This window comes from Veillonella caviae (assembly GCF_003992125.1).
In the GTDB taxonomy this organism is placed as follows: domain Bacteria; phylum Bacillota; class Negativicutes; order Veillonellales; family Veillonellaceae; genus Veillonella; species Veillonella caviae.
On record NZ_RQUY01000002.1, the window covers coordinates 32,517 to 56,398 of the forward strand.

The following is a 23,882-nucleotide window of genomic DNA, read 5'->3' on the forward strand; positions in this document are numbered from 1 at the left end:
AGGTGTAATTTGGAGGAGTATATGAGTTTGAAAAAAATTGCTGTTGCCATTGATGGCCCTGCTGGCGCTGGTAAAAGTAGCATTTCAAAGGTAGTAGCTAATCAGTTGGACTATTTATATATCGATACAGGTGCTATGTATCGTGCTGTTACATGGGCTGTATTACATGAACACATCGATGTGCATAATCAACAAGCAGTAGAACAATTATTGCCATCTTTAAATTTATCCATGGAACCTACAGAGACGGCCTGCAAGGTGTTCATCGGTGGTGAAAACATTACAGATTTTATACGTCAACCTAAAATTAATGATAATGTATCCATAATTGCGTCTTACAAAGCGGTTCGGCAATATTTAGTAGAACGTCAACGAGCTATGGCTGCTGTAGGCGGTGTTATTCTCGATGGTCGTGATATTGGTTCCGTCGTATTACCAAAGGCAGAGTTAAAAATTTATTTAACCGCTTCTGTAGAGACACGAGCTAAACGTCGATGGTTAGAGGTGCAAGGGACACCAAATGAATTGCCTTTAGAGGATATTATCGCTAGTGTTACCGAAAGAGATGAAATGGATAAAAATCGTAAAGAATCACCTTTAGTACAAGTACCTGATGCAGTGCTCGTCGATTCCAGCGACATGACTTTCGATGAAACTGTAGCCCATATTTTATCCTTAGTGGAGGCGAGAACTAATTATGAATAAATTTTCTACTTGGTTATGGCGCACTGCTTTTTGGTTGCGTTATAAAGTTGGCTATGGTTTAAAAGTATATGGACGTGATAGTTTTCCGATGGAAGGCCCTGTTATTGTAGTGCCTAATCATTTGAGTAATAATGATCCGCCTATTTGTGGCTATGCATTGCCACGACACGTTCATTTTATGGCGAAACAAGAATTATTCGTAAACCCTATTTCGCGATTTTTCTGTACTTGGCTTGGTGCATTTCCACTAAATCGCGGCGCTATTGATAAGGTGGCTATTCGTCATGCGTTAGGTTTATTAAAAGATAATAAAGTTCTTGGTATTTTTGCAGAAGGTAATCGTCAACGCAGTGGAAAATTGGGACGATTTCATGATGGTGCTGCTTCTATTGCATTACGTACAGGTATAGGTATTGTGCCGGTAGCTATTATCGGATCTTATGAAATGAGGAAGAATGAAAGCGCCTGTATTATTGGCAAGATGATTCCTGTAGAAAAAGCGAAGCCTACACCGGAAGCGATTCAAGCTGTTAATGATACTGTAAAAGCAGAGATTCAACGTATGATAGATTCTTATCATGCTAATGATATTAAGGAGACATTATGGAAATAATATTAGCCGATAATCATGGCTTTTGTTATGGGGTGAAACGGGCTGTTGAACTGGCTAATGAAGCGGCTGATAAACCTGGTAAAAGCTATACATTAGGACCTATTATTCACAATCCTCAAGTGGTGGAGCATTTGGAATCAAAGGGGGTTAGCCCCATCAATGAAGTAGCTGATATTAGTGATGGAACAATGATTATCAGATCTCATGGTGTAGGACCTGATATTTATAAAGAAGCAGAACAAAAAGGATTAACTGTAGTAGATGCTACATGCCCTCATGTAAAAAAAGCCCAACAAGATGCGAAGTCAGTTATAGAAGATGGAATGATACTTGTGATTTTGGGCGAAAAAAACCATCCAGAAGTCAAAAGCATTAATTTATGGGCAGATAACAAAGGTATAATCATTGAAAATGAAGAAACTGCTAAAAATCTACAAATCGTAGAAAAAATGGGTGTAGTTGTACAAACTACCTTTTCACAATTTAAATTTAACAGTATAATAGAGATATTAGAGAAAAAATCTAAGAATCTTAAGATTTTCAAAACGATTTGCAATGCAACGCAGGAACGTCAAAACTCTGCGGTTGAATTAGCCCGTAATGTTGATCTTATGATTGTGATAGGCGGTAAGAATAGCGGCAATACGAACCGATTGGCAGAGGTTTGTCGTGACGTTGGATGTACAACATATCACATTGAAACTTCTACTGAATTACAACTGGAATGGTTTAACCGAGTACAGACGGTAGGAGTAACAGCAGGAGCATCGACTCCCGACTGGATTATTAAGGAGGTCATTGAGACAATGAAAGATTTTGCAGAATTATTAGCAGCAGAAGGTCAAGAAGAATTTAAGAAAGGAAACGTTGTAGAAGGTACAGTAGTTCAAGTTGAAGATGAACGTGCATACGTATCTTTTGGCTATAAAACTGAAGCCATTTTGAATAAAACTGAAATTTCTTATCCAGCACCAGACTCTGCTAAAGATGTGTTGAAATATGGTGATGAAATTAAAGCAGTTATCATGAATCACATCAAAGAAGATAATCCTATTTATCTTTCCATGACTCGTTTGGCTAAAGATGAAGATTGGCAATATGTTATCGAAGCCCAAGAAAAAGACGAAGCTATCGTATGTAAAGGTATCGATGCTATCCCAGCAGGCTTGGTAGTAACAGTTAAATCCCTTCGTGGTTTCATTCCGTTGTCCCAAGGTGATGTGCACTTCGTAAAATCTTTGGACAACTTGGTTGGAACTGAATTTGAAGCTAAAGTTCTTGAAATCGATGAAAAGAAAAACCGTTTGGTTCTTTCCCGTCGTGCAGTACTTGAAGTGGAACGCCAAGCTAAATTAGCTGAAGCATTGAAAAATATTAACGTTGGTGACAACTACAAAGGTATCGTTCGTAAAATTATGCCTTATGGCGCATTCGTAGATATCGGTGGTATTGAGGGTTTACTTCACATTTCCGACATTTCTTGGCAAAAAATTAAAAAAGTGGAAGATGTTCTTTCCGTAGGTCAAGAAATTGAAGTTAAATTGCAATCTTTCGATGAAGAAAGCAATAAACTATCCTTGTCCTTAAAAGCTTTATCCAAAAGCCCATGGGATGTAGCAGAAGAAACATTGCATGTTGGTGATGTTATTACTGGTAAAGTAGTTCGTTTAGTTGCTTATGGTGCATTCGTAGCTGTTAACGACGATATTCAAGGTTTGTTACATATTTCTCAAATTACAAAACAACGTAATGCGAAAGTGGAAGACTATTTAAACCGTGGACAAGAAGTAGAAGTTAAAATCATTTCTCTTAATAAAGATGAAAAGAAATTGGGTTTGGCTTTAACTGAATTGATGGAAGCAAAAGAAACTGAAGAAGACGCAGAATAATTTCTAGTCTTTGTAAAGGCTAATCAAGGGAATCCTTGATTAGCCTTTTTGCGTACTATACCTTGAATATGATAAAATAGATTGATGTATTAGATTTTTAAATGAGGTGAACAACATGGCAAAACCATTAGTGGCCGTAGTAGGTCGTCCGAATGTAGGCAAATCTACACTTTTTAATGCCATTGTTAATAAACGAATATCCATCGTAGAAGATATTCCAGGGGTAACGAGGGATAGAATCTACTTTGATGCAGAATGGTTAAATCGTGAATTTACAATGATTGATACTGGAGGTATTGAATTCGTTACGGAAAACAGTCATGTTATTCCTAAAATGATGCGTTTACAAGCGGAGTTAGCCATCGAGGAAGCAGATGTAATTCTATTTGTGGTAGATGGGAAACAAGGTATTGTAGCAGCTGACGAAGAAGTAGCTAATATTTTACGTACTAGTGGTAAACCTGTAGTATTAGTAGTTAATAAAATTGATAGTGTTAGTCAAGAACCTAATATTTATGAATTTTACAACTTAGGTTTAGGTGATCCAATCGGTATATCTGCAAAAAATTTAATGAATTTAGGTGATTTGCTAGATGATACAGTAAAACATTTTCCACCTGTAGGAACTAATGTGGATGAAGAAGATACAATTCACGTTGCTATTATTGGACGTCCAAATGTAGGCAAATCTTCTCTTACTAATGCATTACTTGGCCAAGAGCGCGTTATTGTTTCCGATGTAGCAGGAACTACACGTGATTCCATTGATACGTATTGGACTCACGAAAATCAAAAATTTGTCCTTATTGATACGGCAGGTATGCGTCGAAAAGCAAAAATCGATGAAGCTGTAGAAAGATATAGTATTGTTCGTTCATTGCGTTCAGTTGATCGCTCTGATATCGTTGTGCTTGTTTTAGATGGTGTGGATGGCGTAACAGAACAAGATAAGAAAATTGCTGGCTATGCTTATGAGGCTGGTAAGGGTGTAGTCATTGTAGTAAATAAATGGGATCTTGTAGAAAAAGACGATAAAACTACATTACGGTATACCGAAGATATTTACGATGAATTAGGTTTTTTACAATTTGCACCTATCCTATTTGCTTCTGCATTGACTAAGCAGCGTATTCATAGATTGGCGGATATGCTCAAATTCGTATCGGAGCAACAGTATCGTCGTGTATCTACAGGTACCTTAAATCAATTACTGCAAGATGCTCAAACTGTTAATCCAGTACCATCTCGCAATGGTCGTATTCCTAAAATTTACTATATGACACAAGCCAGTGTTAAACCACCAACATTTATACTTTTTGTAAATGAACCGGAATTGATTCATTTCTCTTATATGCGCTTCTTAGAAAACCGTTTGCGTGAATCTTTTGGTTTTGAAGGCACACCGATTCGATTAGTCTTACGTGGGAAAAAACGAGAAGATGAAGATTGATAGAGGTAGAAATGATGAATGATACAGTTATGTTACTTCTATATGGCATCTTAGCCTACATTATTGGATCAATCCCAAGCGGTCTCATAATAGGTAAAACATTTTTTAATACCGATGTACGTCTGTATGGGTCTAAGAATATTGGAGCTACTAATACCTATCGAGTTATTGGGATAAAAGCTGCATTACCAGTATTTCTATGTGATACAGCCAAAGGTGCAATTGGCGTTTTATTGTTCTCTAGCGTTGGTCCTATGTACATGATTCTTGGTGGCATATTGGCTATGATAGGTCACAACTGGTCTATTTTTCTTGAGTTTAAAGGGGGGCGAGGTGTAGCTACCGGATTAGGTGTTCTCATTGCCCTATCTCCATTAGTGGCACTCATTTGTTTTACTGTATGGGGGATTATAGTATACTTTACAAAAATTGTGTCTTTAGGTTCTATCGTAGCTGCAGCATTAGTACCATTTATGATGTACTTTACTAATGAGTCTCTATGGTTCATTGGTTTTGGTGGTGTGGCAGCGTTGTTTGTAATCATTAGACATAAAGATAATATTTCTCGTTTATTAGCTGGTAAAGAGTTGAAGGTAGAAAGGGTCAAAAAAGGTGACTAATATGAATGTTGCTATTATTGGCTCAGGTAGTTGGGGCACAGCTTTAGCTATTAAATCAGTGGTTGCTGGCAATGATACAACATTATATTGTCGACGATCAGAATTGGCTGATTTACTATCTAATTGTCGAGAGAACACAGAGTATTTGCCGGGTGTAGATTTACCGGAAGCATTACATTTTACTTCTGATTTAGTATCTACCATTCAACGTGCACAAATAGTTCTTATTGTGACACCATCTGTGCATGTTAGGAATGTGTTAAAAAGTATACGACCTTGTGTGCACAAAGAGCAGATTTTTGTGCTTTGTTCAAAAGGTGTGGAAAGAGAAACGGGGAAATTACTCACTACAGTAATGACTGAAGAATTAGCCGATACAGGTTGTCACATTGCAGTCCTAACAGGGCCAAATCATGCTGAAGAAGTAGGTCGTAATTTGCCAGCAGCCGCAGTAGTGGGAACAAAGTCTGATAGTGTAGCACAGAAAGTGCAAAAAGCTTTACATAGTAAAGAATTTCGTATTTATACTAGTTACGATTTTATCGGAGTAGAATTAGCAGGAGCGACGAAAAATATTATTGCTTTAGCAGCAGGCATAGTAGATGGTTTATCATTAGGCGATAATTGTAAAGCTCTATTATTAACTAGAGGTCTACACGAAATGACCCGTTTTGGCGTTGCCTTAGGTGCACAAAAAGAAACTTATGCTGGTTTAGCTGGAATGGGAGATTTAATTGCTACATGTATGAGTCAACATAGCCGCAATCGGGCAGCTGGTCAAGCATTAGCTGATGGGAAAAGTATGGATTATATTATGAATCATACTAATATGGTGGTAGAAGGTTTTTTTGCAACTGCCATTGTCCGAAATATGGCGATAGAACATGGCGTCGATATGCCTATAACACAGGCTTTATATGAGGTACTGTATGAAAATAAGTCTCCTAAATTGGCACTACAAGAGTTGATGAGTCGAAACAGTAAAATAGAAGTCTCTTAATTATAAAAGACACTTTTATTTTGATTATTTATATACTATAATTAATGAGTATAATCATGTGAGGATTGTATGCGAATTATTGGAGGCACTGCAAAGGGACACGCTATAAAATCACCTAAAGGGATTGATACGAGACCTACGTTGGATCGTGTGCGTGAAAGTATCTTTAATGTACTTGCTCATAGAGGGCTTGGTGGATCGTCTGTATTAGATTTGTTTTCTGGTACTGGTGCCATTGCTATTGAAGCTTTGAGTCGTGGAGCAGCTAGCGCTACTGCAGTAGATTTTAGAACAGGAAAATTAATTTTAGAAAATGCCATGCACTGTCGCGTGGAATCTAAATTAACCATTCTTTCCAAGAAACTTTCACAAGTGCAATATTTTATAGAAAACCAGCAGTTCGACTATATTTTTTCTGATCCACCATATCAGAAAGGTTTTATACAAGACACCATAAATTTAGTAGAAAATCATAATTTACTATCCCAAGGAGGGATTGTTATATTAGAACATCATAAAGATGAAGTGTTTACTACGCCAAATACATGGGAATGTATAAAAGAACAGAAATTTGGGTACACCATGGTTTCCTATTTTGTGAAACCTAGTGAAAGGAGCTAGACCTTTGCGAATCGGAGTTTGTCCAGGGAGTTTTGATCCAGTAACAAATGGTCATATTGACATTTTTGAACGAGGAAGTCGTTTAGTAGACAAGTTAATTATTGCAGTAAGTACAAATCCAAACAAGAATTCCTTATTTTCTATGGAAGAGCGTGTTGAAATGATCCGCAATTCTGTAAAACATATTCCTAATGTGGAAATTGACTGCACTGGTGGTTTATTGAATGAATATGTTAAGTCTAAAGACGCTACCATTATCATCCGTGGTCTTAGAGCGCTCAGTGATTTTGAATACGAGTTCCAGCGAGCTTTGTTTGCAAAATTTTTAGATGATGATATTGAGACTGTTTTTATTATGACAAATAACAAATATTCCTTTGTTAGCTCTACAGGAATTAGGGAATTAGCCAAGTTTGGTGGGAAACTAGATGGGCTTGTTCCTGAAGAAGTCAAAGCAAGATTAGAAGAACGCTTTTGTAACATTGATAATAAATAATAGGAGTGAACCGAATGAAAACAGAAAAATTACTTGAAGATTTGGAAGTGCTTATCGAATCTAGTAGCCGTATTCCGATGACTACAAAACGCATGGTAGAAGAAGATGAAATTATGCGTATTATTGATGCTATTCAAGAATCTTTACCTCTTGAACTAGATGAATCTCGCCGTATTGTTGCTGAAAAGGACAAAGTACTAGCCGATGCACAACGCCAAGCGGAAACATTAATCGATCAAGCAAAAGATTACATTGCTCAGTTGACTGCGGAAAGCGAACTTGTTAAACAAGCACAAGAACAAGCAAACCAAATTATCAATGCAGCAAATCAATCTTCTGAAGAATTAAAATCTAGTTCGATTCAATATGCTGGTGATGTATTGAAATATGTAGAAAACAACTTGGAAAAAACATTAGAAAGCCTTCGCCAAAATCGGGAAAGTTTAAAACAAAACGAACAAAAAGCTGAGTAATATAAACATAAGACCTCTCTTGCCAATATATATAGCGAGAGAGGTCTTATGTTTATATTATTCCTCATAAGTAGGCGGCTTTTCTGGTTCGACAGTCATAGTTTGATGTGTACTAAAGATGACAAAGCCAAGCGGTGATTTTGGTGGTTTCTTAATATTTTTTATATAAGTATAATCTACAGGAACTTTTGATGTGTTTCGCGCTTTGCTGAAATAGGCAGCATATTTGGCTACTTGGGAAATAATCATATCGTCTAACTCATGATCAGTCCGTAATATAAGATGAGAACCTTGGATATTTTGTGTATGGAACCACATATCATTTGGTTTAGCAAAGCGATGTGTTAAATATTCATTTTGTTGATTGTTACGGCCAATATAAAGCTCACCTTCTGGTATGGTAAGGTGAATATAATTAGATTTCCCTAATTTATAGGATAAAGGCTTTTTAGATTTTTTGATAATTCCTGCCTCCATACATTCGTGACGAATTTCCTCTAATGATTCTCGAGTTGTGGCTAAGGAGAGGCTATATAAAATAGAGTTTAAATACTCTAGTTTTATAGTACTTTGATCTAATTGGTAACGACCGCTAATCATGCGATTTTTTAATTTTGTATATAATTTGTAATAGGTTTGTCCATTTTCTATAATAGTAAATTGCGGTTTTAGTGGAATTGTTATCATTTCTTGTGATTCAGATAGCAGATTTGGTACATTTAAGCTCGTTTGATATTGTACTTGTAAATGGCCATTAATCATTAATAAATCACCATACAATTTATAGGTATCCATTTTATCCGCATCGTCTAATTCTTTTTTGATTTTTTCGTGACGGATTTCTTCTTTTTTGATAGCTTGTGTTATAACTTTTTTTAACTCTCTATCCGCTGTATGTATAGAGCCCTGAGTTTGTATGGATTCATCTATGGCTTCAGATATTGTTTCATAGGTTTTTACAAGCGTTCCGGTAAGTAATGGTATAGGGGTTTGTTGCTTTTTTCCATTAACATCATATATGTATAATTGATGGGCTACTTCTAATTGGGTCCGCAATATATGGAGTGCATTGGCCAATCCTTGTAATTCTCCAATCGTTAATGTATCAAAATCTTCTTGACCAGTTAATTTTGAAAGCTGTAATACATAGTCTATTAGAGATTTACCAAAACCATTAAAAATTTTACGAATTGTTTGCGATACACTACCTTCCCCAAATGACTGTAACAGGTTTAATATTTCTGTATTATTAAAGTCTAATAGAGCTACACGGCTAGAATTAGGTGGTAGCTCGTAAATTAATTTAGGGCTAATAGAACGCTCTCGATTCATGAGGGGGGACACGTGAATAAGGGCTTCTAAAATGATATCTTGTTGTACAAAGATACAATTAGAATATTTTCCCATTAATTCTACATACATGTATGTAGTCGTAATGGATCCATCTAATTCCAAGTTATCAATATGGATACAAATAATACGGTCTCCATTAATTTGCTCTACCTTTGTGATACGGCTATTTTCGATATGCTTTCGTAAAAACATACATAAGGAACTTGGTTCTTTTGGCAAGTCCTGTATGGGTTTGCTTACATATAAAGCTGGATTAGAACCTACTGTAATGATGAAATTCACATCATTATTATTGGCTCTCACCTTGAATAATAAGGTATGTTTATCGATTTGATATAATTTTTGTATTTGTCCTGACTGTAGTTGCGTATTTAATTCTTTGCAAAGTACAGACAGTGTTAAACCATCTAAGTTCATAATGCTCCTTTTTTAATATTTAATGTATCTAGTATACCATAGAAATCCAAGTATTAACTTAGTGGAAGTATCATGTTACAATAAATGAAAAGGAGGCATCCTATGAAGAGCATGACTGGATTTGGAAGGAGTACCCAGCTCGTAGATGGGTTACAATGTACAATTGAAATCAAATCGGTAAACGCCCGATTTTTAGATATTACTATACGGAATCCTAAACAGCTAAATTGTGTTGAGCATATTATGAGAAGTCGTATTCAACAGTATTTACAGAGAGGAAAAGTAGATGTTTTTGTCACTTTAGATGATTATAGTGAGCGAGAAAAAGAATTTACTATTAACCGTGTTTTAAAAGAACAAATTCAACATATTTTGGTACATGAAGGTTTTTACCATACAGAATCACAAGTACCGCTAGAATCAATAATGGCTATATCTAGTGATTGGATTCAAGGAAAAGAAGCCGATGTAGATGAGGCTGTTTTGACCTCGTTAGTGGTAACAACTATTGATGAGGCTTTAGAGTCTCTCGTGTCTATGCGTACTCATGAAGGATTGCATCTACAAGGTGATTTATTGAACAGGCTTTCACAAATGGAAGACATTGTACAATATATAGATGAACATAAATTGGTAGCTGTTGAAAATTATAAACTATATATTGAAAATAAGTTAGTAGATATACTAGCGGCTCATACTGTATCTATTAATGAAGATAGAGTGCTACAAGAGGTGGCATTATTAGCTGATAAAACAGATATAACAGAAGAGATTGTCCGATTTAGGTCACATGTGGTACAATTAAAAAACACACTTATGAAAGAAGGTCCAATTGGTCGGAAGCTTGATTTTATCATTCAAGAAATGAATCGAGAAGTTAATACTATGGGATCAAAAGCTATGGATATTGCATTAACAGACCGTGTGGTACAATTGAAATGTGAGTTAGAGAAAATTAGAGAGCAAGTACAAAATATAGAGTAAGGAGGCATATTATGAGTATCCAGTTACTAAACATTGGTTTTGGTAATATGGTGTCAGCTAATCGCGTTATCGCCATTATTAGTCCTGAATCGGCACCGATTAAACGGATGGTTCAAGATGCAAGAGATAAGAGTCTCCTAGTTGATGCTACATATGGTCGTAAAACAAGAGCTGTACTAGTTATGGATAGTGGTCAAATTGTTTTATCTGCTATACAGCCTGAAACGGTGGCACATCGTATAGTACAACATGAAGTAGATGAAGAGTCTGTGGAAGCTTAGGAGTTCATATGTCAGATAGAGGATTATTAATCGTCATATCCGGTCCATCTGGTGCAGGGAAAGGAACAATATGTTCTAATATACGTGGCGAAATGCCTAATTTAGTATATTCTGTATCCATGACTACACGTGAACCACGGGTGGGCGAAGTTGAGGGCGTCAATTATTTTTTCCGCTCAAAGGAAGAGTTTGAAACTTTATTGTCAGAAGATGCTTTTTTAGAGTATGCTAAGGTATATGATAATTACTATGGTACGCCTAAACAGCATGTGATGGATTTATTAGATGACGGTAAAAGCGTGCTCCTAGAAATCGATATACAAGGGGCTATGCAGGTAAAAGAGCGCTTTAGTGATGCTGTATTTATTTATATTGTGCCGCCATCTTTGACAGAATTATCAGAGCGATTGCATAATCGTGGTACCGATGCGAAAGAAGTTATCGATAAGCGATTGTCTTTAGCTTGTTCTGAGTTGGCATTAGCTCATCGTTATGACTATATAGTGGTCAATGATGATTTAAGAGATGCATCAGAAAAGGTGGCATCTATTTTACGAGCTGAGTCTTGTAAAATTAGTCGAAATAAAGAACAAATCCAATATATATATAAACAATATCAAGAGTCTAAGGAGAAGTGATAGTATGATGGTAAAACCTCCATTGAAAACATTAGAAAATCGTGTAGACAGTAAATACACATTGGTTACATTAGCAGCGAAACGCGCTCGTGAATTAACTGATGGCGAGCCTTGCTTAGCTGTTGATATTCATAACACAGATAAACCCGTTTCTTTAGCATTTTATGAAATCGCCGAAGGTGAAGTTACATATAAACGCACAAAAGAAGGTATTAAATAATTAATTAAATTCCTTGTACTCTGAGAGTGCAAGGAATTTTTAGAAAGGAAAACTATGCGAGGAAAACATATTATTGTAGGTGTATCTGCAGGTATTGCAGCATATAAAGCTATTGAAGTAGTGAGTCGTCTGCGTAAAGCTGGTGCTGAAGTTAAGGTGGTGATGACGAAGAATGCCACTCATATTGCTACGCCTTTAACTTTTGGAGAAATTAGTAATCATCCTGTGGCGATTGATATGTGGGAAGAAATACATGACTGGAATGTAGAGCATATTGCCTTAGCGACTTGGGCAGATGCGTATATCGTTGTACCCGCTACAGCCAATGTAATTGGAAAAATCAATGCTGGTATTGCTGATGATATGTTAACGACCACCATTATGGCTACACCAGCACCTAAATTCCTCTGTCCTGCGATGAATACGGAAATGTATAACAATCCTATTGTGCAACGAAATTTAGCCGATTTGCGATCCTTAGGATACCATATTATGGAGCCTGAAGTAGGTTGGCTAGCTTGTGGTGTTACTGGTCCTGGTAGATTGCCATCGCCTGAATTTATTGTACAATGGCTTACAGAACAATTATCTTCTCTTGAGAATAAGCATTTATTAGATGGAAAAACTGTAGTTGTCACTGCTGGTGGAACACAGGAATATATTGATCCTGTGCGTTATATTGGAAATCGTTCGAGCGGGAAAATGGGGTATGCCATTGCAGCAGAAGCAGCTCGTCAAGGGGCTCGTGTTATTTTAGTGAGTGCTCCCACATCTTTGTCAGTACCAGCTAATGTTGAATTAGTAGCCGTTGATTCTGCTCGGTCTATGAAAGAAGCCGTGGATCGTTTATATGATTCTGTTGATATAGTTATTATGGCTGCTGCTGTATCTGATTTTAGAGTGGCTAATAAAGCAGAACAAAAAATTAAGAAAATGGAATCTATGACTTTAGAACTTGTTAAGAATCCTGATATTTTACAAAGCTTAGGAGAACGTAAGACACATCAATTATTGGTGGGATTTGCGGCAGAAACAGAGCATGTAGTTGAATATGGTCAAGATAAGGTAAAACGTAAACATCTTGATATGCTAGTTGCTAATGATGTAAGTAAAGCAAATGCGGGATTTAATGTTGATACAAATGAAGGCTATTTTTTATATCCAAATCGTGAGCCAAAAGTAATGCAAAATATGAAAAAATCTGAATTAGCTCGTCATATTATAAGGGAAATTTCTGATTTGTTATCTTTTAAGTCATAGTGTATTGTATGATTGTTACTTAATTATTGCTCGTTATTAGAAAGAAGTGTTATAAATATGTTTGCTATTCAAAAGGCCTACTTACAAGGTGGCCTTAGCAAATCACAATGGGCGCAGAATCTGATTGCTGGTTTAGTCGTTGGTGTAGTGGCATTGCCTTTGGCTATGGCTTTTGCTATTGCTAGTGGTGTGACGCCACAGGCTGGTATTTATACGGCTATTATAGCAGGGATATGTGTATCTCTGTTTGGTGGTTCTCAAGTTCAAATTGCAGGTCCTACAGGAGCTTTTATCGTTTTATTAAGCAGTATCGTAGTTAACTATGGATTTGAAGGACTTCAAATTGCCACTATGATGGCAGGTATTATTCTTATCTTAATTAGTGTAGCTAAATTAGGTACTGTTATTAGATATATTCCTACACCTGTTATTATGGGGTTCACCGCTGGTATCGGGGTGACTATTTGGATAGGACAGTGGCCATATTTCTTTGGCTTTCCAAATCTACCGTATATGCCTCATTTTCATGAAAAAATATGGGCTATGATACAGGCTTTGCCGTATTCAGATATACCTACATTAGTCATTGCACTATTGAGTTTAATATTACTATTAATATTACCTAGAATTCCTTATATTAATAAGATGCCATCTCCTATAATAGCCATGGTAGTTGCTACCATTATTCAGTGGTATTATCAATTTCCAACCGTACAAACTATAGGCAGTGCATTTGGAGGTATACCGCAAGGATTACCCGAATTTTCCATTCCTGCGTTGTCACTAGATAAGATTTTTTCTTTGATTGGTCCTGCGTTTACTATTGCTATGTTAGGTGCTATAGAATCGCTATTATCAGCTGTTGTTGCAGACGGGATGAGTGGTGATAAGCATGATTCCAACACAGAGCTATTTGGACAAGGTTTGGCTAATATAGTGGCTCCATTATTTGGTGGTATTGCTTCTACTGGTGCTATTGCAAGAACTGCAACGAATATTCGTCAAGGTGGAAATTCACCGATAGCAGGTATCATTCATGCTATAATTTTAATTCTTATCTTGCTTTTTTTGGCGCCTTATGCTGTATATATTCCTCTAGCCTCTATGGCGGCTATTCTTTTTTTAGTAGCCTATAACATGAGTGATGTAGCACGATTTGTCAAAATGATTCGTTTAGCTCCTCGTGCTGATGCAGGTATTTTAGTTCTAACTTTTTTTCTTACTATTTTTACTGATCTGGTGGTTGCCGTAAATGTCGGCGTTATGCTGGCTATTCTATTTTTTATGCGCCGTATGGTTGGAACTATAGATGTTCATGAAGTGAGTTGTGCTGAATTATCTGAAGAGATTAAACACGAAATCACTATTCATCCAGATATTATGGTCTATTCTGTAGAAGGACCATTATTCTTTGGTGCTATATCTTCATTTGAAAGGGTACTTAATTGTATTCATAAAGACCCTAAGTTTTTGATTATTCGGTTTAATCAAGTACCTTTTGTAGATTTAACGGGTATACGTATTTTAAGTAGTATTATTGGAGAGTTGCAAAGACGTGGCATCGTGGTATTACTTAGTGAAGTGAAATATGATATACGGGTAGAAATGTATAAAACCGATTTCTTAGATGTGTTAGGTCATCATCATATGTGGCGTAAATTTGAAAGTGCTTTGCATAAGGCCGAACGAGATTTAAGAAAAACTAATGGCAACTAGCTTGCAATTTATATGTAAATCAGTTACAATTAATGTCAAGATTTAACTCATCAAGAGTAGTGGAGGGATAGGCCCTGTGAAGCTACAGCAACCCTTATAAAAGAAGGTGCTAAATCCAACGGTCCTGTGACTGGTAGATGGGTCTCCCTCATGTGAGACCATGAGGGATTTTTTTATTATAGGAGGAACAAATGGCAGAAAAACATATGTTTTTTACTTCTGAATCTGTAACTGAAGGCCATCCAGATAAGATCGCTGATCAAATTTCTGATGCAGTTTTGGACGCAATTATTGAGAAAGATCCGAAAGCTCGTGTAGCTTGTGAAACATTGGTAACAACTGGTTTAGTTCATGTTGTGGGAGAAATTTCTACTAATACGTATGTAGATATTCCTCGCATCGTTCGCGATACAATTCGTGAGATCGGTTATACTCGAGCTAAATATGGCTTTGACTGTGATACTTGTGGTGTATTAGTATCTATTGATGAACAATCTGCAGATATTGCTATGGGGGTAGATGAAGCCCTTGAATCTAAAGAAGGTCATGGTGAAGTACTTGATAAAATCGGTGCTGGTGACCAAGGCATGATGTTCGGCTATGCTTCTAATGAAACACCAGAATTAATGCCATTACCAATTTCTTTGGCTCATCGCTTATCGCGTCGCTTGGCAGAGGTTCGTAAAAATGGTACATTGACATATTTGCGTCCAGATGGTAAAACACAAGTTACTGTTGAGTACGTTGATGGCGTACCTAAACGTATTGATACTATCGTTATTTCTACACAGCATAGTCCAGAAGTAACTCAAGAACAAATCAAATCTGATTTGAAACGTTATGTTATCGATGCAGCTCTTCCGGCTGAATTTGTTGATGACAATACAAAATACTTTATCAATCCTACAGGTCGTTTTGTGATTGGTGGTCCTCATGGCGATGCAGGCTTAACAGGTCGTAAAATCATTGTAGATACATATGGTGGCATGGCTCGTCATGGTGGTGGTGCTTTTTCTGGTAAAGATCCTTCAAAAGTAGACCGTTCTGCTGCATATGCAGCTCGTTATGTTGCTAAAAACGTTGTAGCTGCAGGTCTTGCTGATAAATGCGAAGTACAAGTGGCTTATGCTATTGGCGTAGCAAAACCAGTATCTGTATTGGTAGATACATTTGGCACTGCAAAAATTGAAGAAGAAAAAATTCAAGAATTAGTTAAAAAACATTTTGATTTGCGCCCTGCGGGTATTATCGAAATGCTTGATTTATTAAAACCGCATTATCGTAAAACAGCTGCTTATGGGCATTTTGGTAGAACTGATGTAGATCTTCCATGGGAACGTACAGATAAAGCTGATATACTTCGTCACGAAGCCGGTTTATAAGATTAAGACCTTGGCCATTGGGCTGAGGTCTTTTCTATTACACTATTAAAGGTGGATACTATTAATGGACTGTTTTATGTGAAAAGGATTTTAAATTTTTTACATCCTATATTTACATGTAGTATGCTGATTTATATGTAGTATTATAACGTGATATAATATAAAGATTAGAGGAGGTGAGCTAATGCGTGTGGCAAGTATTATTATTAATCGCCCAACTAAACAATTACATAAACCTTTATCCTATGTATTGCCAGACAGATTTGGGAATATTATGCCTGGCACTCGCGTATTAGTTCCCTTAGGAGGCAGCCGAGAAGAGGGCATTCTTGTTGGCTATGAGGAGCTGTCAGAGAAACCTGACTTTACATTGCGCTCAATTATCCAGGTATTGGATAGTGAACCATGGTTCACTACAGAAATGATGGATACTGCACGACGGATTAGTCAGTATTATCTTTGTTCTTATGGCGACGCATTAAGATTGTTTACTGTGCATAAAACATTAAAGTCCTATGATGCACCAAGAGAAGAATGGTTAGTAGTTAAACCTGAATTTAATTTAGAACAAGTTCCACTAAAAAGAAAAAAACAGCGCGAATTGTGTGCTTACTTATTACAAGTTGGAGGTGCGCCTAAATCTCTATTAAGAGCTAAGGGATACTCTTACATGGTGATTAAACAAGTTTCTGATGAACCAGGTATACAAATAGAAAAACGTTTTAAAGATACTACAACAACCTTCATAGAACTATTAAGTGGTGAAGAAAATATTCCATTAACAGATGCACAAAGTGCTGTTTATGAACCTATTAAAAATGCGATGGATGACGAGATATTTCAGCCCTTTTTATTACATGGGGTCACCGGTAGTGGTAAAACACAAATCTATATTAAGGCTGCAGCTCGGTGTATTGGAAAAGGGAAAACAGCAATTATTCTAGTGCCAGAAATTGTTTTGACTGATCAAATTGTACGAAGATTTGTGGATACCTTTGGAGATGAAGTTGTTGTATTCCATAGTAAATTGACCGTAGGGCAGCGCAATAATAATTGGGAGCGTATACGGCGTAAAGACAGTCATATTATTATTGGTGCTAGATCAGCTGTCTTTGGACCAGCTGAAGATATTGGACTTATTGTAGTTGATGAAGAGCACGATACGTCGTACAAACAAGAGGATATGATTCGATATCATGCCCGAAATGTTGCGTTATGGCGAGGGGAAGCACATCGATGCGCTGTTATTTTAGGTTCTGCCACACCAGCTATTGTGTCTTATTATAAAGCTCAATGTGGGGAGTATAAATTATTGGAGTTGCCACACCGCATACATGAGCAACCTCTTCCTCAGGTGCAGATTGTGGATATGAAGGAAGAAATGTTGCGTGGTAATTACTCTGTATTTTCTGATGCCATGATGGATTTAATTTCATCGACATTATCTTCAGGAAATCAAATGATTATGCTTTTGAATCGTCGTGGTTACAGTACGTTTGTTTTGTGTCGTGATTGTGGGGAAACTATTATGTGCCCTCATTGTGCAGTGGCTATGGTATACCATCAAGCAGGAGAGGAATTGCGATGTCATTATTGCGAACATCATGAGCCTATTCCGACTGTATGTCCTACTTGTCATAGTAAACGAATTAGATTTTTTGGTTCTGGTACACAGAAGGTAGAAGAGGAATTGCATCGCTATTTCAAAGATGCTCGTATTGCAAGGCTTGATCAAGATGTGACGAGATATAAAGATGCAGCAGAAGCCATTTTACGTGATTTTGGGGATCATAAATACGATATTCTTCTTGGTACTCAAATGGTATCGAAGGGGCATGATTTTAAAGATGTAACAGCTGTAGGAATTTTAACAGCTGATTCGGTATTAAATATTCCCCTTTATTCTGCCTCTGAAAGAGCTTTCAATTTGTTAACACAAACATCTGGAAGAGCTGGGCGCGGTGATAAAGAAGGGCGTGTAGTGATTCAGACCTATAATCCTTTAAATTATGCTATAATAAGAAGTAAGACTCATGATTATCTAGGCTTTTATACAGAAGAAATTGGTAATCGGGAAGCTTTAGGTTATCCACCATTTAAAGATATGATTTATATGGTAGTGCGTCATCCAAAGCTAGATATATTAGAAACGACGGCAAATCACATTGTCGATGATTTAAAGATACATTTTCAAGGTGAGGACATAGAAATTCTAGGGCCTTACGAAAATGGTATAAAAAAGATTCGTGATATGTATCGTTTATCTATTATGATTCGTGGCTCTAATGTAACAACTATTAAAAAGTATATATATAATTCGTGGATTTTTACGCAAGAGGGGCTTCTTATCGATGTAGACCCTATTTAGTAAGAGGATAATAATGGCAGTATTAGATATTGTAAAAGCAGGTCACCCAGTATTAAAACAGATTGCAGAGCCTGTAGAACATGTAAATAAAAAATTACGAGCGTTAATTGATAATATGTCGGATACCATGTACGAAACGCAAGGTGTAGGGTTAGCAGCACCACAAATAGGAGAATCTCTTCGTATTATTGTTGTAGATGATCAGGTCGGCAGTGGATTGATTGCATTGATTAATCCTGAAATTACCCATGCTGAAGGTTCTCAGATTGGACCTGAAGGGTGTTTAAGTGTGCCTGGTTATTTTGGCGATGTAGAAAGATTTGAAAAAGTTACAGTCAAAGGCATTACACCGCATAATAAAAAGGTAATTATTAAAGCAGAGGGATTTTTAGCTCGTATTTTTCAACATGAAATTGATCATTTAGAAGGTCATTTATTTATAGAGAAAGCTACTAATTTACGTTTAATTTCTGATCACCCAGAGGAGAAAGAAATTGTCTAGTTATACAAAATTACGCGTCCTATTTATGGGGACTCCAGATTTTTCAGTACCTACATTACGCGCCTTAGTAGATGCTGGCCATGATGTGGTCGGGGTGTATTGTCAACCAGATAAACAAAAAGGTCGTGGTAAACAGATTCAAATGCCACCTGTAAAAGAGACTGCTATTGATCTCGGTTTGCCGGTATACCAACCTAATACATTAAAAGATGAAATAGTTCAACAAGAATTAGTAGCACTACAGCCTGATGTAATCGTTGTTATTGCATATGGCAAAATATTACCACCTTGGTTAATTCGCTTACCTAAATATGGATGTATTAACCTCCATGCGTCTATATTGCCTAACTATCGTGGGGCAGCTCCTATTCATTATGCTATCTTAAACGGTGATACTAAGACTGGTATTACTATTATGCATATGGACGATGGGCTTGATACTGGAGATATTATCGATATTGTAGAAACAGATATTGAATTAAATGAAACAACAGGGCAACTATTTGAAAGATTAGCACAATTGGGGGCTAATACTATTTCACCTGTTCTTGATAAATGGGTAAATGGCGACATTCAATCTCTGCCACAGGATAATTTAAAAGCTTCATATACGTCTAAAATCACAAAAGAAATGGGGCTTATCGATTGGACACAACCTGCTCATGCAATCGTAAATCTTATAAGAGCATTGAATCCCGCACCAGGATGCTACTCCTATTTTAATGGTAAGCGGTTGAAAATTTGGACTGCTCAAGTGTTAGATGGCAATTCTAATTCTATTTCTATTAATGGAAAATTAGTAGCAGTTGATTCATCTAATGTGGTTGGAACTATCGTATCTACTATGGACGGACTTGCTGTGTTAGCAGGTAACGGTACATATGTATTGATAACAGAAGTACAACCGGAGAATAAAAAGCACATGAGCGCTACTGATTTTATTAATGGTCACCAAATTAAAGGTGGTATGTGCTTTGACAAATAGTAAAAAGCGATATAAAGGGTATGATGTATATCTAAAGTTATCTGCTGCTACATGTATTTTTCTTATTATTGTCATAGGATTTACAATGTATGTAGTATGGCCGGGGTTAGAACGTATATCTTATGTATGTGCTGTAGGTAGTGAAATTATTGGTTTTTTTGCAATTATCATGATAGCTTTTTTGTGGCTTGTATTAGGCAGTGCTACATTAGGTATTATAAAAATTCATCCTATAGCGCTTAGAATGGCAAATCGCTTTATTTATACTTTATTTCCTTTAACATTGAGTATTGGCAAAGTATTTTTAGGTATATCTAAGGATCAATTGCGGCAGTCTATGATTGATTTAATCAATCATCTTGTAGCCATTGAAATGTATCGTGTAGAGCCAAGTCGTATTTTACTCTTAACACCGCATTGTTTACAAAAAAATACATGTGTTCACAAGGTCACTCATAACGTATATAATTGTAAACAATGTGGCGGTTGTAAGGTTGGGGGCTTATTAAGCTTGGCTAAGGAATATGGTTGCCAATTTATTGTAGTTACTGGTGGTACATTGGCGCGTATGAAAGTGAAGGAAGCACGACCTAAGGCTGTTATTGCTATTGCCTGTGAACGAGATTTAGCTAGTGGAATGGCTGATGTTTTTCCTATTCCTGTTATTGGTGTACTCAATGAACGCCCTCATGGGCCATGTTGTAATACTACAGTAGACCTTAATAAGGTGCGAGATGCGATAGAGCAAGTGATTGATAAGGAGTCCTATGTCAGATAAAATTCAACAAGGAGCACAAAAACATAATATTCGTTTATTAGCCGTAAAAGCTTTAAGTAATATTAATCGTAAAGGTGCTTATGCTAATATTACTTTACAAGAATATATAAACACTTATCATTTAGTCGATTTAGATAGACGATTTTTCACAGAACTTGTATATGGTGTTGTGCGCCGAAGAAACTATTTAGATGCGATTATTGTTCATTTAGCAAAACGGCCGATTAAAAAGCTCTCCTCTATGGTGGTTGAGATTTTACGACTAGGCATTTATCAACTGCTTTATATGGATAAAGTTCCTGAAAGTGCAGCAGTTAATGAGTCTGTGAAATTATCTAAAAAGCTAACCCGTGGCTTATCTGGATTTGTCAATGCCATTCTTCGTTCGGTTGTTAGGGAACAGGAAACAATAGGTATTGATGATTTGGCTAACTCAGAACAAGAGCGAATTAGTTTTATCTATAATATGCCTCTTTGGCTGGTGGAATTATGGATTGGTGAGTATGGCCAAGAGTATACAGAAGAATTATGTGCTTGGTTTAACGAACAACCGAGGTTGACAGCTCGCATTAATACGCTAAAGATAGATATTGATACATGTGTAGCAGAATTAAGAAATAATAATTGGGTTGTATCGCAAGATGAGGATTATAAAGATATTATTTATATTGACTCACATTCGGGAAGTTTAGAGAAATCAGTATCTGTTATAGAGGGGCATATAACTTTCATGGATAAAGCGTCTATGTTGGTTGCTAGATTGGTGAATCCAAGACCTGGAGATAAAGTATTGGATTGTTGTGCTGCACCAGGTGGAAAGTCTATGTATATGGCAACTCTCATGAATAATGAGGGGGCTATTATGAGTTGTGATATTCATGAACATAAAATCGATTTAATGGAGCAAAATGCTAACCGTTTAGGTGTTGATATTATTACTACGAAATTACAAGATGCGACTACACTTCCAGAAAATTGGAATGAGCAGTTTGATAAGGTTTTGGTTGATGCCCCTTGTTCTGGTTTAGGTATATTGCAAAAGAAACTAGACATGCGTTGGCGCAAGGATATTAGCATACTTTCAGAACTACCACGATTACAATTAGCTATACTGGAAAGGGCCTCCAAGATGGTGAAAGTAGGGGGAGAATTAATTTACTCTACTTGTACTCTTAATGTAAAAGAAAATGATGAAGTAGTAGCTCAATTTTTAGAGGCCCACAAAGAATTTGAGATAGGAATGATTCCGCAAGATTTCCCTTTATCTTCATCTAATGGTATGATTACAACAAATCCTCCCGAAGATAGGATGGATGGATTTTTTATGGTTGTTATGAAACGTAAGTATCATTAATAATCTAATTATGGAGCATTATGATTGAATTATTAGGCAAGTCCTTATCAGAATTGCAAGAGATTATGGTATCTCATAAGATTCCTAAATTTCGAGGCAAACAATTAATCGACTATATATATAGTCGCTTTATATTTGATTTTCAAGATATGACACAATTTCCAAAATCATTGCGAGATTGGTTAGAAAAGCATTGTACAATAACATTGCCTACTATTATTGCTGAGTCTATATCGCCAGAGGGAAATACAAGAAAGCTTCTGTTGGAATTGAGCGATGGCAGTCGCATTGAAACAGTATTGATGGCACAACATTATGGCAATTCCATATGTGTATCTTCGCAAGTAGGCTGTGCTATGGGATGCGTATTTTGTGCATCTACGCAAGGTGGTTTATTTAGAGATTTAACAGTGGCAGAAATTGTAGGACAAGTAGTATTGTTTAGGACGTTAGCCGATGAAGCTATTCATTCTCTTGTTATTATGGGCGCTGGTGAACCATTACAAAATTACAACAATACAGTACAGGCACTGCAACTCATTCACGAGCCCTATGCTTTCAATATTAGCTATCGCAAGATGACGATTTCTACTTGTGGTTGGGTTCCCAATATCTATAAATTAGCAGATGAAGGATTACCAATTACATTGGCTCTGTCATTACATGCTACAAATGATACTGTACGTCGTCAGATTATGCCTGTAGGGGCTCGTTATGCATTAGATGAAGTCTTAGAGGCTGTTACATATTATTACAATACGACACAGCGTCGTATTACATTTGAATATATTTTAATTAATGATGTAAACGTGTCGCAAGATGAAGCACATCAATTAGGGCGTATTGGAAAACAATTTCCTAATTGTCATATTAATCTAATTCCTGTAAATGGCAATGAGCATATACAATTGTATAAACCATCTAATAAGGATATGAATACATTTAAGGATATCGTTTCTTCTTATGGTGTTTCGGTAACGATACGCAAAGAAATGGGCGATGCTATCCAAGCTGCATGTGGTCAATTAAAAGCGGCTCATGGGCGCAAAGAGGAGATTCATGAATAATATTATTGGATTAAGTAAAATTGGCTTAGTAAGACAGCAAAATGAAGATCGTTTTTTTATTAAAGGGAATATTTGTGCTGTTACAGATGGCATGGGTGGTTATAGAGGCGGTGAGATTGCCTCTACCTATGCGGTCGATGAAATACAAGACTATTTAAGTTCTATATCTACAATTACAGAGTCTGAGTTGGTGAATGCTGTACTACATGCTAATACACGCATTGTGAACCGCGTAGCTCATGAAGAGCGTTTAGCCGGTATGGGAACTACTGCTGTAGTAGTAGCGGTTCAAGATGATATTCTCTTGTGGTCTAGCGTTGGCGATAGCCGTTTGTATGTATATCATAAAGATATATTAGAACAAATTACTACGGATCATTCCATGGTACAAGAACTAGTAGAAGCAGGTGAGATTACAAAGGATGAAATGAAAGTGCATCCTCAACGTAATTTGTTGACCCGTGCAGTAGGTGTTGATGAAACATTACAGGTTGATAGTGGTCGATTGCCTATTGCTTCTGGAGAACGCATTTTGCTCTGTACAGATGGATTGAGTGGTTATGTAAGCGATGATGTTATTAAATCTATATTGGAATCTACAGAGGATAATGAAGAAGCTTTACAGCTCTTAATGGATGCGGTTTATGAGGCTGGTGCTGGTGATAATGTAACTATTATTATCGGTACACTGTAATCTGGAGATGGAGATT

At 36.7% G+C, this 23,882-nt stretch carries 24 protein-coding genes and 1 riboswitch; of the genes, 23 read left to right on the forward strand and 1 reads right to left on the reverse strand.

Translation table 11 applies throughout. The features are described 5' to 3' along the window. The first annotated feature begins 21 nt into the window (after positions 1-21). From cmk to EO120_RS01195, 9 genes are all read left to right on the forward strand, one after another. On the forward strand, positions 22-705 hold the full coding sequence (cmk, locus tag EO120_RS01155; RefSeq protein ID WP_127133677.1) for a (d)CMP kinase: 684 nt from the start codon (positions 22-24) through the stop codon (positions 703-705). Further along, positions 698-1,318 carry a lysophospholipid acyltransferase family protein gene (locus tag EO120_RS01160; RefSeq protein ID WP_127133678.1) on the forward strand — a complete coding sequence of 207 codons (621 nt, stop codon included), beginning with the start codon at positions 698-700 and terminating at the stop codon, positions 1,316-1,318. Before cmk ends, EO120_RS01160 begins: the two co-directional genes overlap by 8 nt. Further along, entirely contained in the window at positions 1,309-3,207 is a 1,899-nt protein-coding gene (locus tag EO120_RS01165) for a bifunctional 4-hydroxy-3-methylbut-2-enyl diphosphate reductase/30S ribosomal protein S1 (RefSeq protein ID WP_127133679.1), read from the forward strand. The genes EO120_RS01160 and EO120_RS01165 overlap by 10 nt, the downstream gene beginning before the upstream one ends. 115 nt (positions 3,208-3,322) lie before the next feature. Beyond that, positions 3,323-4,657 carry a ribosome biogenesis GTPase Der gene (gene der / locus EO120_RS01170; RefSeq protein ID WP_127133680.1) on the forward strand — a complete coding sequence of 445 codons (1,335 nt, stop codon included), beginning with the start codon at positions 3,323-3,325 and terminating at the stop codon, positions 4,655-4,657. A 14-nt stretch (positions 4,658-4,671) separates the two neighbouring features. Next, a complete protein-coding gene (gene plsY, locus EO120_RS01175; RefSeq protein ID WP_127133775.1) occupies positions 4,672-5,277 on the forward strand; it encodes a glycerol-3-phosphate 1-O-acyltransferase PlsY in 606 nt (201 codons plus the stop codon). A 1-nt stretch (position 5,278) separates the two neighbouring features. Beyond that, positions 5,279-6,277, forward strand: a complete 999-nt coding sequence (locus EO120_RS01180) for an NAD(P)H-dependent glycerol-3-phosphate dehydrogenase (protein ID WP_127133681.1) — start codon at positions 5,279-5,281, stop codon at positions 6,275-6,277. Positions 6,278-6,346: 69 nt separating this feature from the next. Then, on the forward strand, positions 6,347-6,898 hold the full coding sequence (rsmD, locus tag EO120_RS01185) for a 16S rRNA (guanine(966)-N(2))-methyltransferase RsmD (protein ID WP_127133682.1): 552 nt from the start codon (positions 6,347-6,349) through the stop codon (positions 6,896-6,898). A gap of 4 nt (positions 6,899-6,902) precedes the next feature. Beyond that, positions 6,903-7,394: a pantetheine-phosphate adenylyltransferase gene (gene coaD / locus EO120_RS01190; RefSeq protein WP_127133683.1), complete on the forward strand. Its 492-nt coding sequence runs from the start codon at positions 6,903-6,905 to the stop codon at positions 7,392-7,394. Between the two features lie 14 nt (positions 7,395-7,408). Beyond that, positions 7,409-7,867: an ATPase gene (locus tag EO120_RS01195; protein WP_127133684.1), complete on the forward strand. Its 459-nt coding sequence runs from the start codon at positions 7,409-7,411 to the stop codon at positions 7,865-7,867. A 57-nt stretch (positions 7,868-7,924) separates the two neighbouring features. On the opposite strand, the gene EO120_RS01200 is transcribed toward EO120_RS01195, so the two are convergent. Then, on the reverse strand, positions 7,925-9,637 hold the full coding sequence (locus EO120_RS01200) for an Rqc2 family fibronectin-binding protein (protein WP_127133685.1): 1,713 nt from the start codon (positions 9,635-9,637) through the stop codon (positions 7,925-7,927). Between the two features lie 102 nt (positions 9,638-9,739). Between EO120_RS01200 and EO120_RS01205 the strand changes: the two genes are divergently transcribed. The 14 genes from EO120_RS01205 (at position 9,740) to EO120_RS01270 (ending at position 23,866) form a co-directional block, all read left to right on the forward strand. Then, on the forward strand, positions 9,740-10,621 hold the full coding sequence (locus EO120_RS01205) for a YicC/YloC family endoribonuclease (protein WP_127133686.1): 882 nt from the start codon (positions 9,740-9,742) through the stop codon (positions 10,619-10,621). An 11-nt stretch (positions 10,622-10,632) separates the two neighbouring features. After that, a complete protein-coding gene (gene remA / locus EO120_RS01210; protein ID WP_127133687.1) occupies positions 10,633-10,902 on the forward strand; it encodes an extracellular matrix/biofilm regulator RemA in 270 nt (89 codons plus the stop codon). A gap of 8 nt (positions 10,903-10,910) precedes the next feature. Further along, on the forward strand, positions 10,911-11,540 hold the full coding sequence (gmk, locus tag EO120_RS01215; protein WP_127133688.1) for a guanylate kinase: 630 nt from the start codon (positions 10,911-10,913) through the stop codon (positions 11,538-11,540). Positions 11,541-11,544: 4 nt separating this feature from the next. Beyond that, complete coding sequence (rpoZ, locus tag EO120_RS01220; protein WP_127133689.1) at positions 11,545-11,760, forward strand: DNA-directed RNA polymerase subunit omega; 216 nt, start codon at positions 11,545-11,547, stop codon at positions 11,758-11,760. A 54-nt stretch (positions 11,761-11,814) separates the two neighbouring features. After that, the gene (coaBC, locus tag EO120_RS01225) at positions 11,815-13,020 is read left to right on the forward strand and encodes a bifunctional phosphopantothenoylcysteine decarboxylase/phosphopantothenate--cysteine ligase CoaBC (protein WP_127133690.1); all 1,206 of its coding nucleotides are present in this window, start codon (positions 11,815-11,817) and stop codon (positions 13,018-13,020) included. Between the two features lie 57 nt (positions 13,021-13,077). After that, positions 13,078-14,736 carry a SulP family inorganic anion transporter gene (locus tag EO120_RS01230; protein ID WP_127133691.1) on the forward strand — a complete coding sequence of 553 codons (1,659 nt, stop codon included), beginning with the start codon at positions 13,078-13,080 and terminating at the stop codon, positions 14,734-14,736. Positions 14,737-14,780: 44 nt separating this feature from the next. Next, positions 14,781-14,880, forward strand: a riboswitch (SAM riboswitch). A gap of 47 nt (positions 14,881-14,927) precedes the next feature. Further along, the gene (metK, locus tag EO120_RS01235; RefSeq protein WP_127133692.1) at positions 14,928-16,118 is read left to right on the forward strand and encodes a methionine adenosyltransferase; all 1,191 of its coding nucleotides are present in this window, start codon (positions 14,928-14,930) and stop codon (positions 16,116-16,118) included. Positions 16,119-16,302: 184 nt separating this feature from the next. Beyond that, positions 16,303-18,486, forward strand: a complete 2,184-nt coding sequence (gene priA, locus EO120_RS01240; RefSeq protein ID WP_127133693.1) for a replication restart helicase PriA — start codon at positions 16,303-16,305, stop codon at positions 18,484-18,486. 13 nt (positions 18,487-18,499) lie between these two features. Then, positions 18,500-18,988, forward strand: a complete 489-nt coding sequence (def, locus tag EO120_RS01245; RefSeq protein WP_127133694.1) for a peptide deformylase — start codon at positions 18,500-18,502, stop codon at positions 18,986-18,988. 25 nt (positions 18,989-19,013) lie between these two features. Beyond that, on the forward strand, positions 19,014-19,973 hold the full coding sequence (gene fmt, locus EO120_RS01250) for a methionyl-tRNA formyltransferase (RefSeq protein WP_420906946.1): 960 nt from the start codon (positions 19,014-19,016) through the stop codon (positions 19,971-19,973). Next, a complete protein-coding gene (locus EO120_RS01255) occupies positions 19,963-20,751 on the forward strand; it encodes a DUF116 domain-containing protein (RefSeq protein WP_273419149.1) in 789 nt (262 codons plus the stop codon). The genes fmt and EO120_RS01255 overlap by 11 nt, the downstream gene beginning before the upstream one ends. Further along, positions 20,741-22,105: a 16S rRNA (cytosine(967)-C(5))-methyltransferase RsmB gene (gene rsmB / locus EO120_RS01260; protein ID WP_127133697.1), complete on the forward strand. Its 1,365-nt coding sequence runs from the start codon at positions 20,741-20,743 to the stop codon at positions 22,103-22,105. Before EO120_RS01255 ends, rsmB begins: the two co-directional genes overlap by 11 nt. Positions 22,106-22,125: 20 nt before the next feature. Continuing rightward, entirely contained in the window at positions 22,126-23,172 is a 1,047-nt protein-coding gene (gene rlmN, locus EO120_RS01265) for a dual-specificity RNA methyltransferase RlmN (protein ID WP_127133698.1), read from the forward strand. Beyond that, on the forward strand, positions 23,165-23,866 hold the full coding sequence (locus EO120_RS01270) for a Stp1/IreP family PP2C-type Ser/Thr phosphatase (RefSeq protein ID WP_127133699.1): 702 nt from the start codon (positions 23,165-23,167) through the stop codon (positions 23,864-23,866). The genes rlmN and EO120_RS01270 overlap by 8 nt, the downstream gene beginning before the upstream one ends. The last annotated feature ends 16 nt before the right edge of the window (positions 23,867-23,882 follow it).

Coding starts and splice junctions, on each gene's coding strand:
- cmk (WP_127133677.1), top strand. CDS start 22: ATGAGTTTGAAAAAAATTGCTGTTGCCATTGATGGCCCTGCTGGCGCT.
- EO120_RS01160 (WP_127133678.1), top strand. CDS start 698: ATGAATAAATTTTCTACTTGGTTATGGCGCACTGCTTTTTGGTTGCGT.
- EO120_RS01165 (WP_127133679.1), top strand. CDS start 1,309: ATGGAAATAATATTAGCCGATAATCATGGCTTTTGTTATGGGGTGAAA.
- der (WP_127133680.1), top strand. CDS start 3,323: ATGGCAAAACCATTAGTGGCCGTAGTAGGTCGTCCGAATGTAGGCAAA.
- plsY (WP_127133775.1), top strand. CDS start 4,672: ATGAATGATACAGTTATGTTACTTCTATATGGCATCTTAGCCTACATT.
- EO120_RS01180 (WP_127133681.1), top strand. CDS start 5,279: ATGAATGTTGCTATTATTGGCTCAGGTAGTTGGGGCACAGCTTTAGCT.
- rsmD (WP_127133682.1), top strand. CDS start 6,347: ATGCGAATTATTGGAGGCACTGCAAAGGGACACGCTATAAAATCACCT.
- EO120_RS01195 (WP_127133684.1), top strand. CDS start 7,409: ATGAAAACAGAAAAATTACTTGAAGATTTGGAAGTGCTTATCGAATCT.
- EO120_RS01200 (WP_127133685.1), bottom strand. CDS start 9,637: ATGAACTTAGATGGTTTAACACTGTCTGTACTTTGCAAAGAATTAAAT.
- EO120_RS01205 (WP_127133686.1), top strand. CDS start 9,740: ATGAAGAGCATGACTGGATTTGGAAGGAGTACCCAGCTCGTAGATGGG.
- remA (WP_127133687.1), top strand. CDS start 10,633: ATGAGTATCCAGTTACTAAACATTGGTTTTGGTAATATGGTGTCAGCT.
- gmk (WP_127133688.1), top strand. CDS start 10,911: ATGTCAGATAGAGGATTATTAATCGTCATATCCGGTCCATCTGGTGCA.
- rpoZ (WP_127133689.1), top strand. CDS start 11,545: ATGATGGTAAAACCTCCATTGAAAACATTAGAAAATCGTGTAGACAGT.
- coaBC (WP_127133690.1), top strand. CDS start 11,815: ATGCGAGGAAAACATATTATTGTAGGTGTATCTGCAGGTATTGCAGCA.
- EO120_RS01230 (WP_127133691.1), top strand. CDS start 13,078: ATGTTTGCTATTCAAAAGGCCTACTTACAAGGTGGCCTTAGCAAATCA.
- metK (WP_127133692.1), top strand. CDS start 14,928: ATGGCAGAAAAACATATGTTTTTTACTTCTGAATCTGTAACTGAAGGC.
- priA (WP_127133693.1), top strand. CDS start 16,303: ATGCGTGTGGCAAGTATTATTATTAATCGCCCAACTAAACAATTACAT.
- def (WP_127133694.1), top strand. CDS start 18,500: ATGGCAGTATTAGATATTGTAAAAGCAGGTCACCCAGTATTAAAACAG.
- fmt (WP_420906946.1), top strand. CDS start 19,014: ATGGGGACTCCAGATTTTTCAGTACCTACATTACGCGCCTTAGTAGAT.
- rsmB (WP_127133697.1), top strand. CDS start 20,741: ATGTCAGATAAAATTCAACAAGGAGCACAAAAACATAATATTCGTTTA.
- rlmN (WP_127133698.1), top strand. CDS start 22,126: ATGATTGAATTATTAGGCAAGTCCTTATCAGAATTGCAAGAGATTATG.
- EO120_RS01270 (WP_127133699.1), top strand. CDS start 23,165: ATGAATAATATTATTGGATTAAGTAAAATTGGCTTAGTAAGACAGCAA.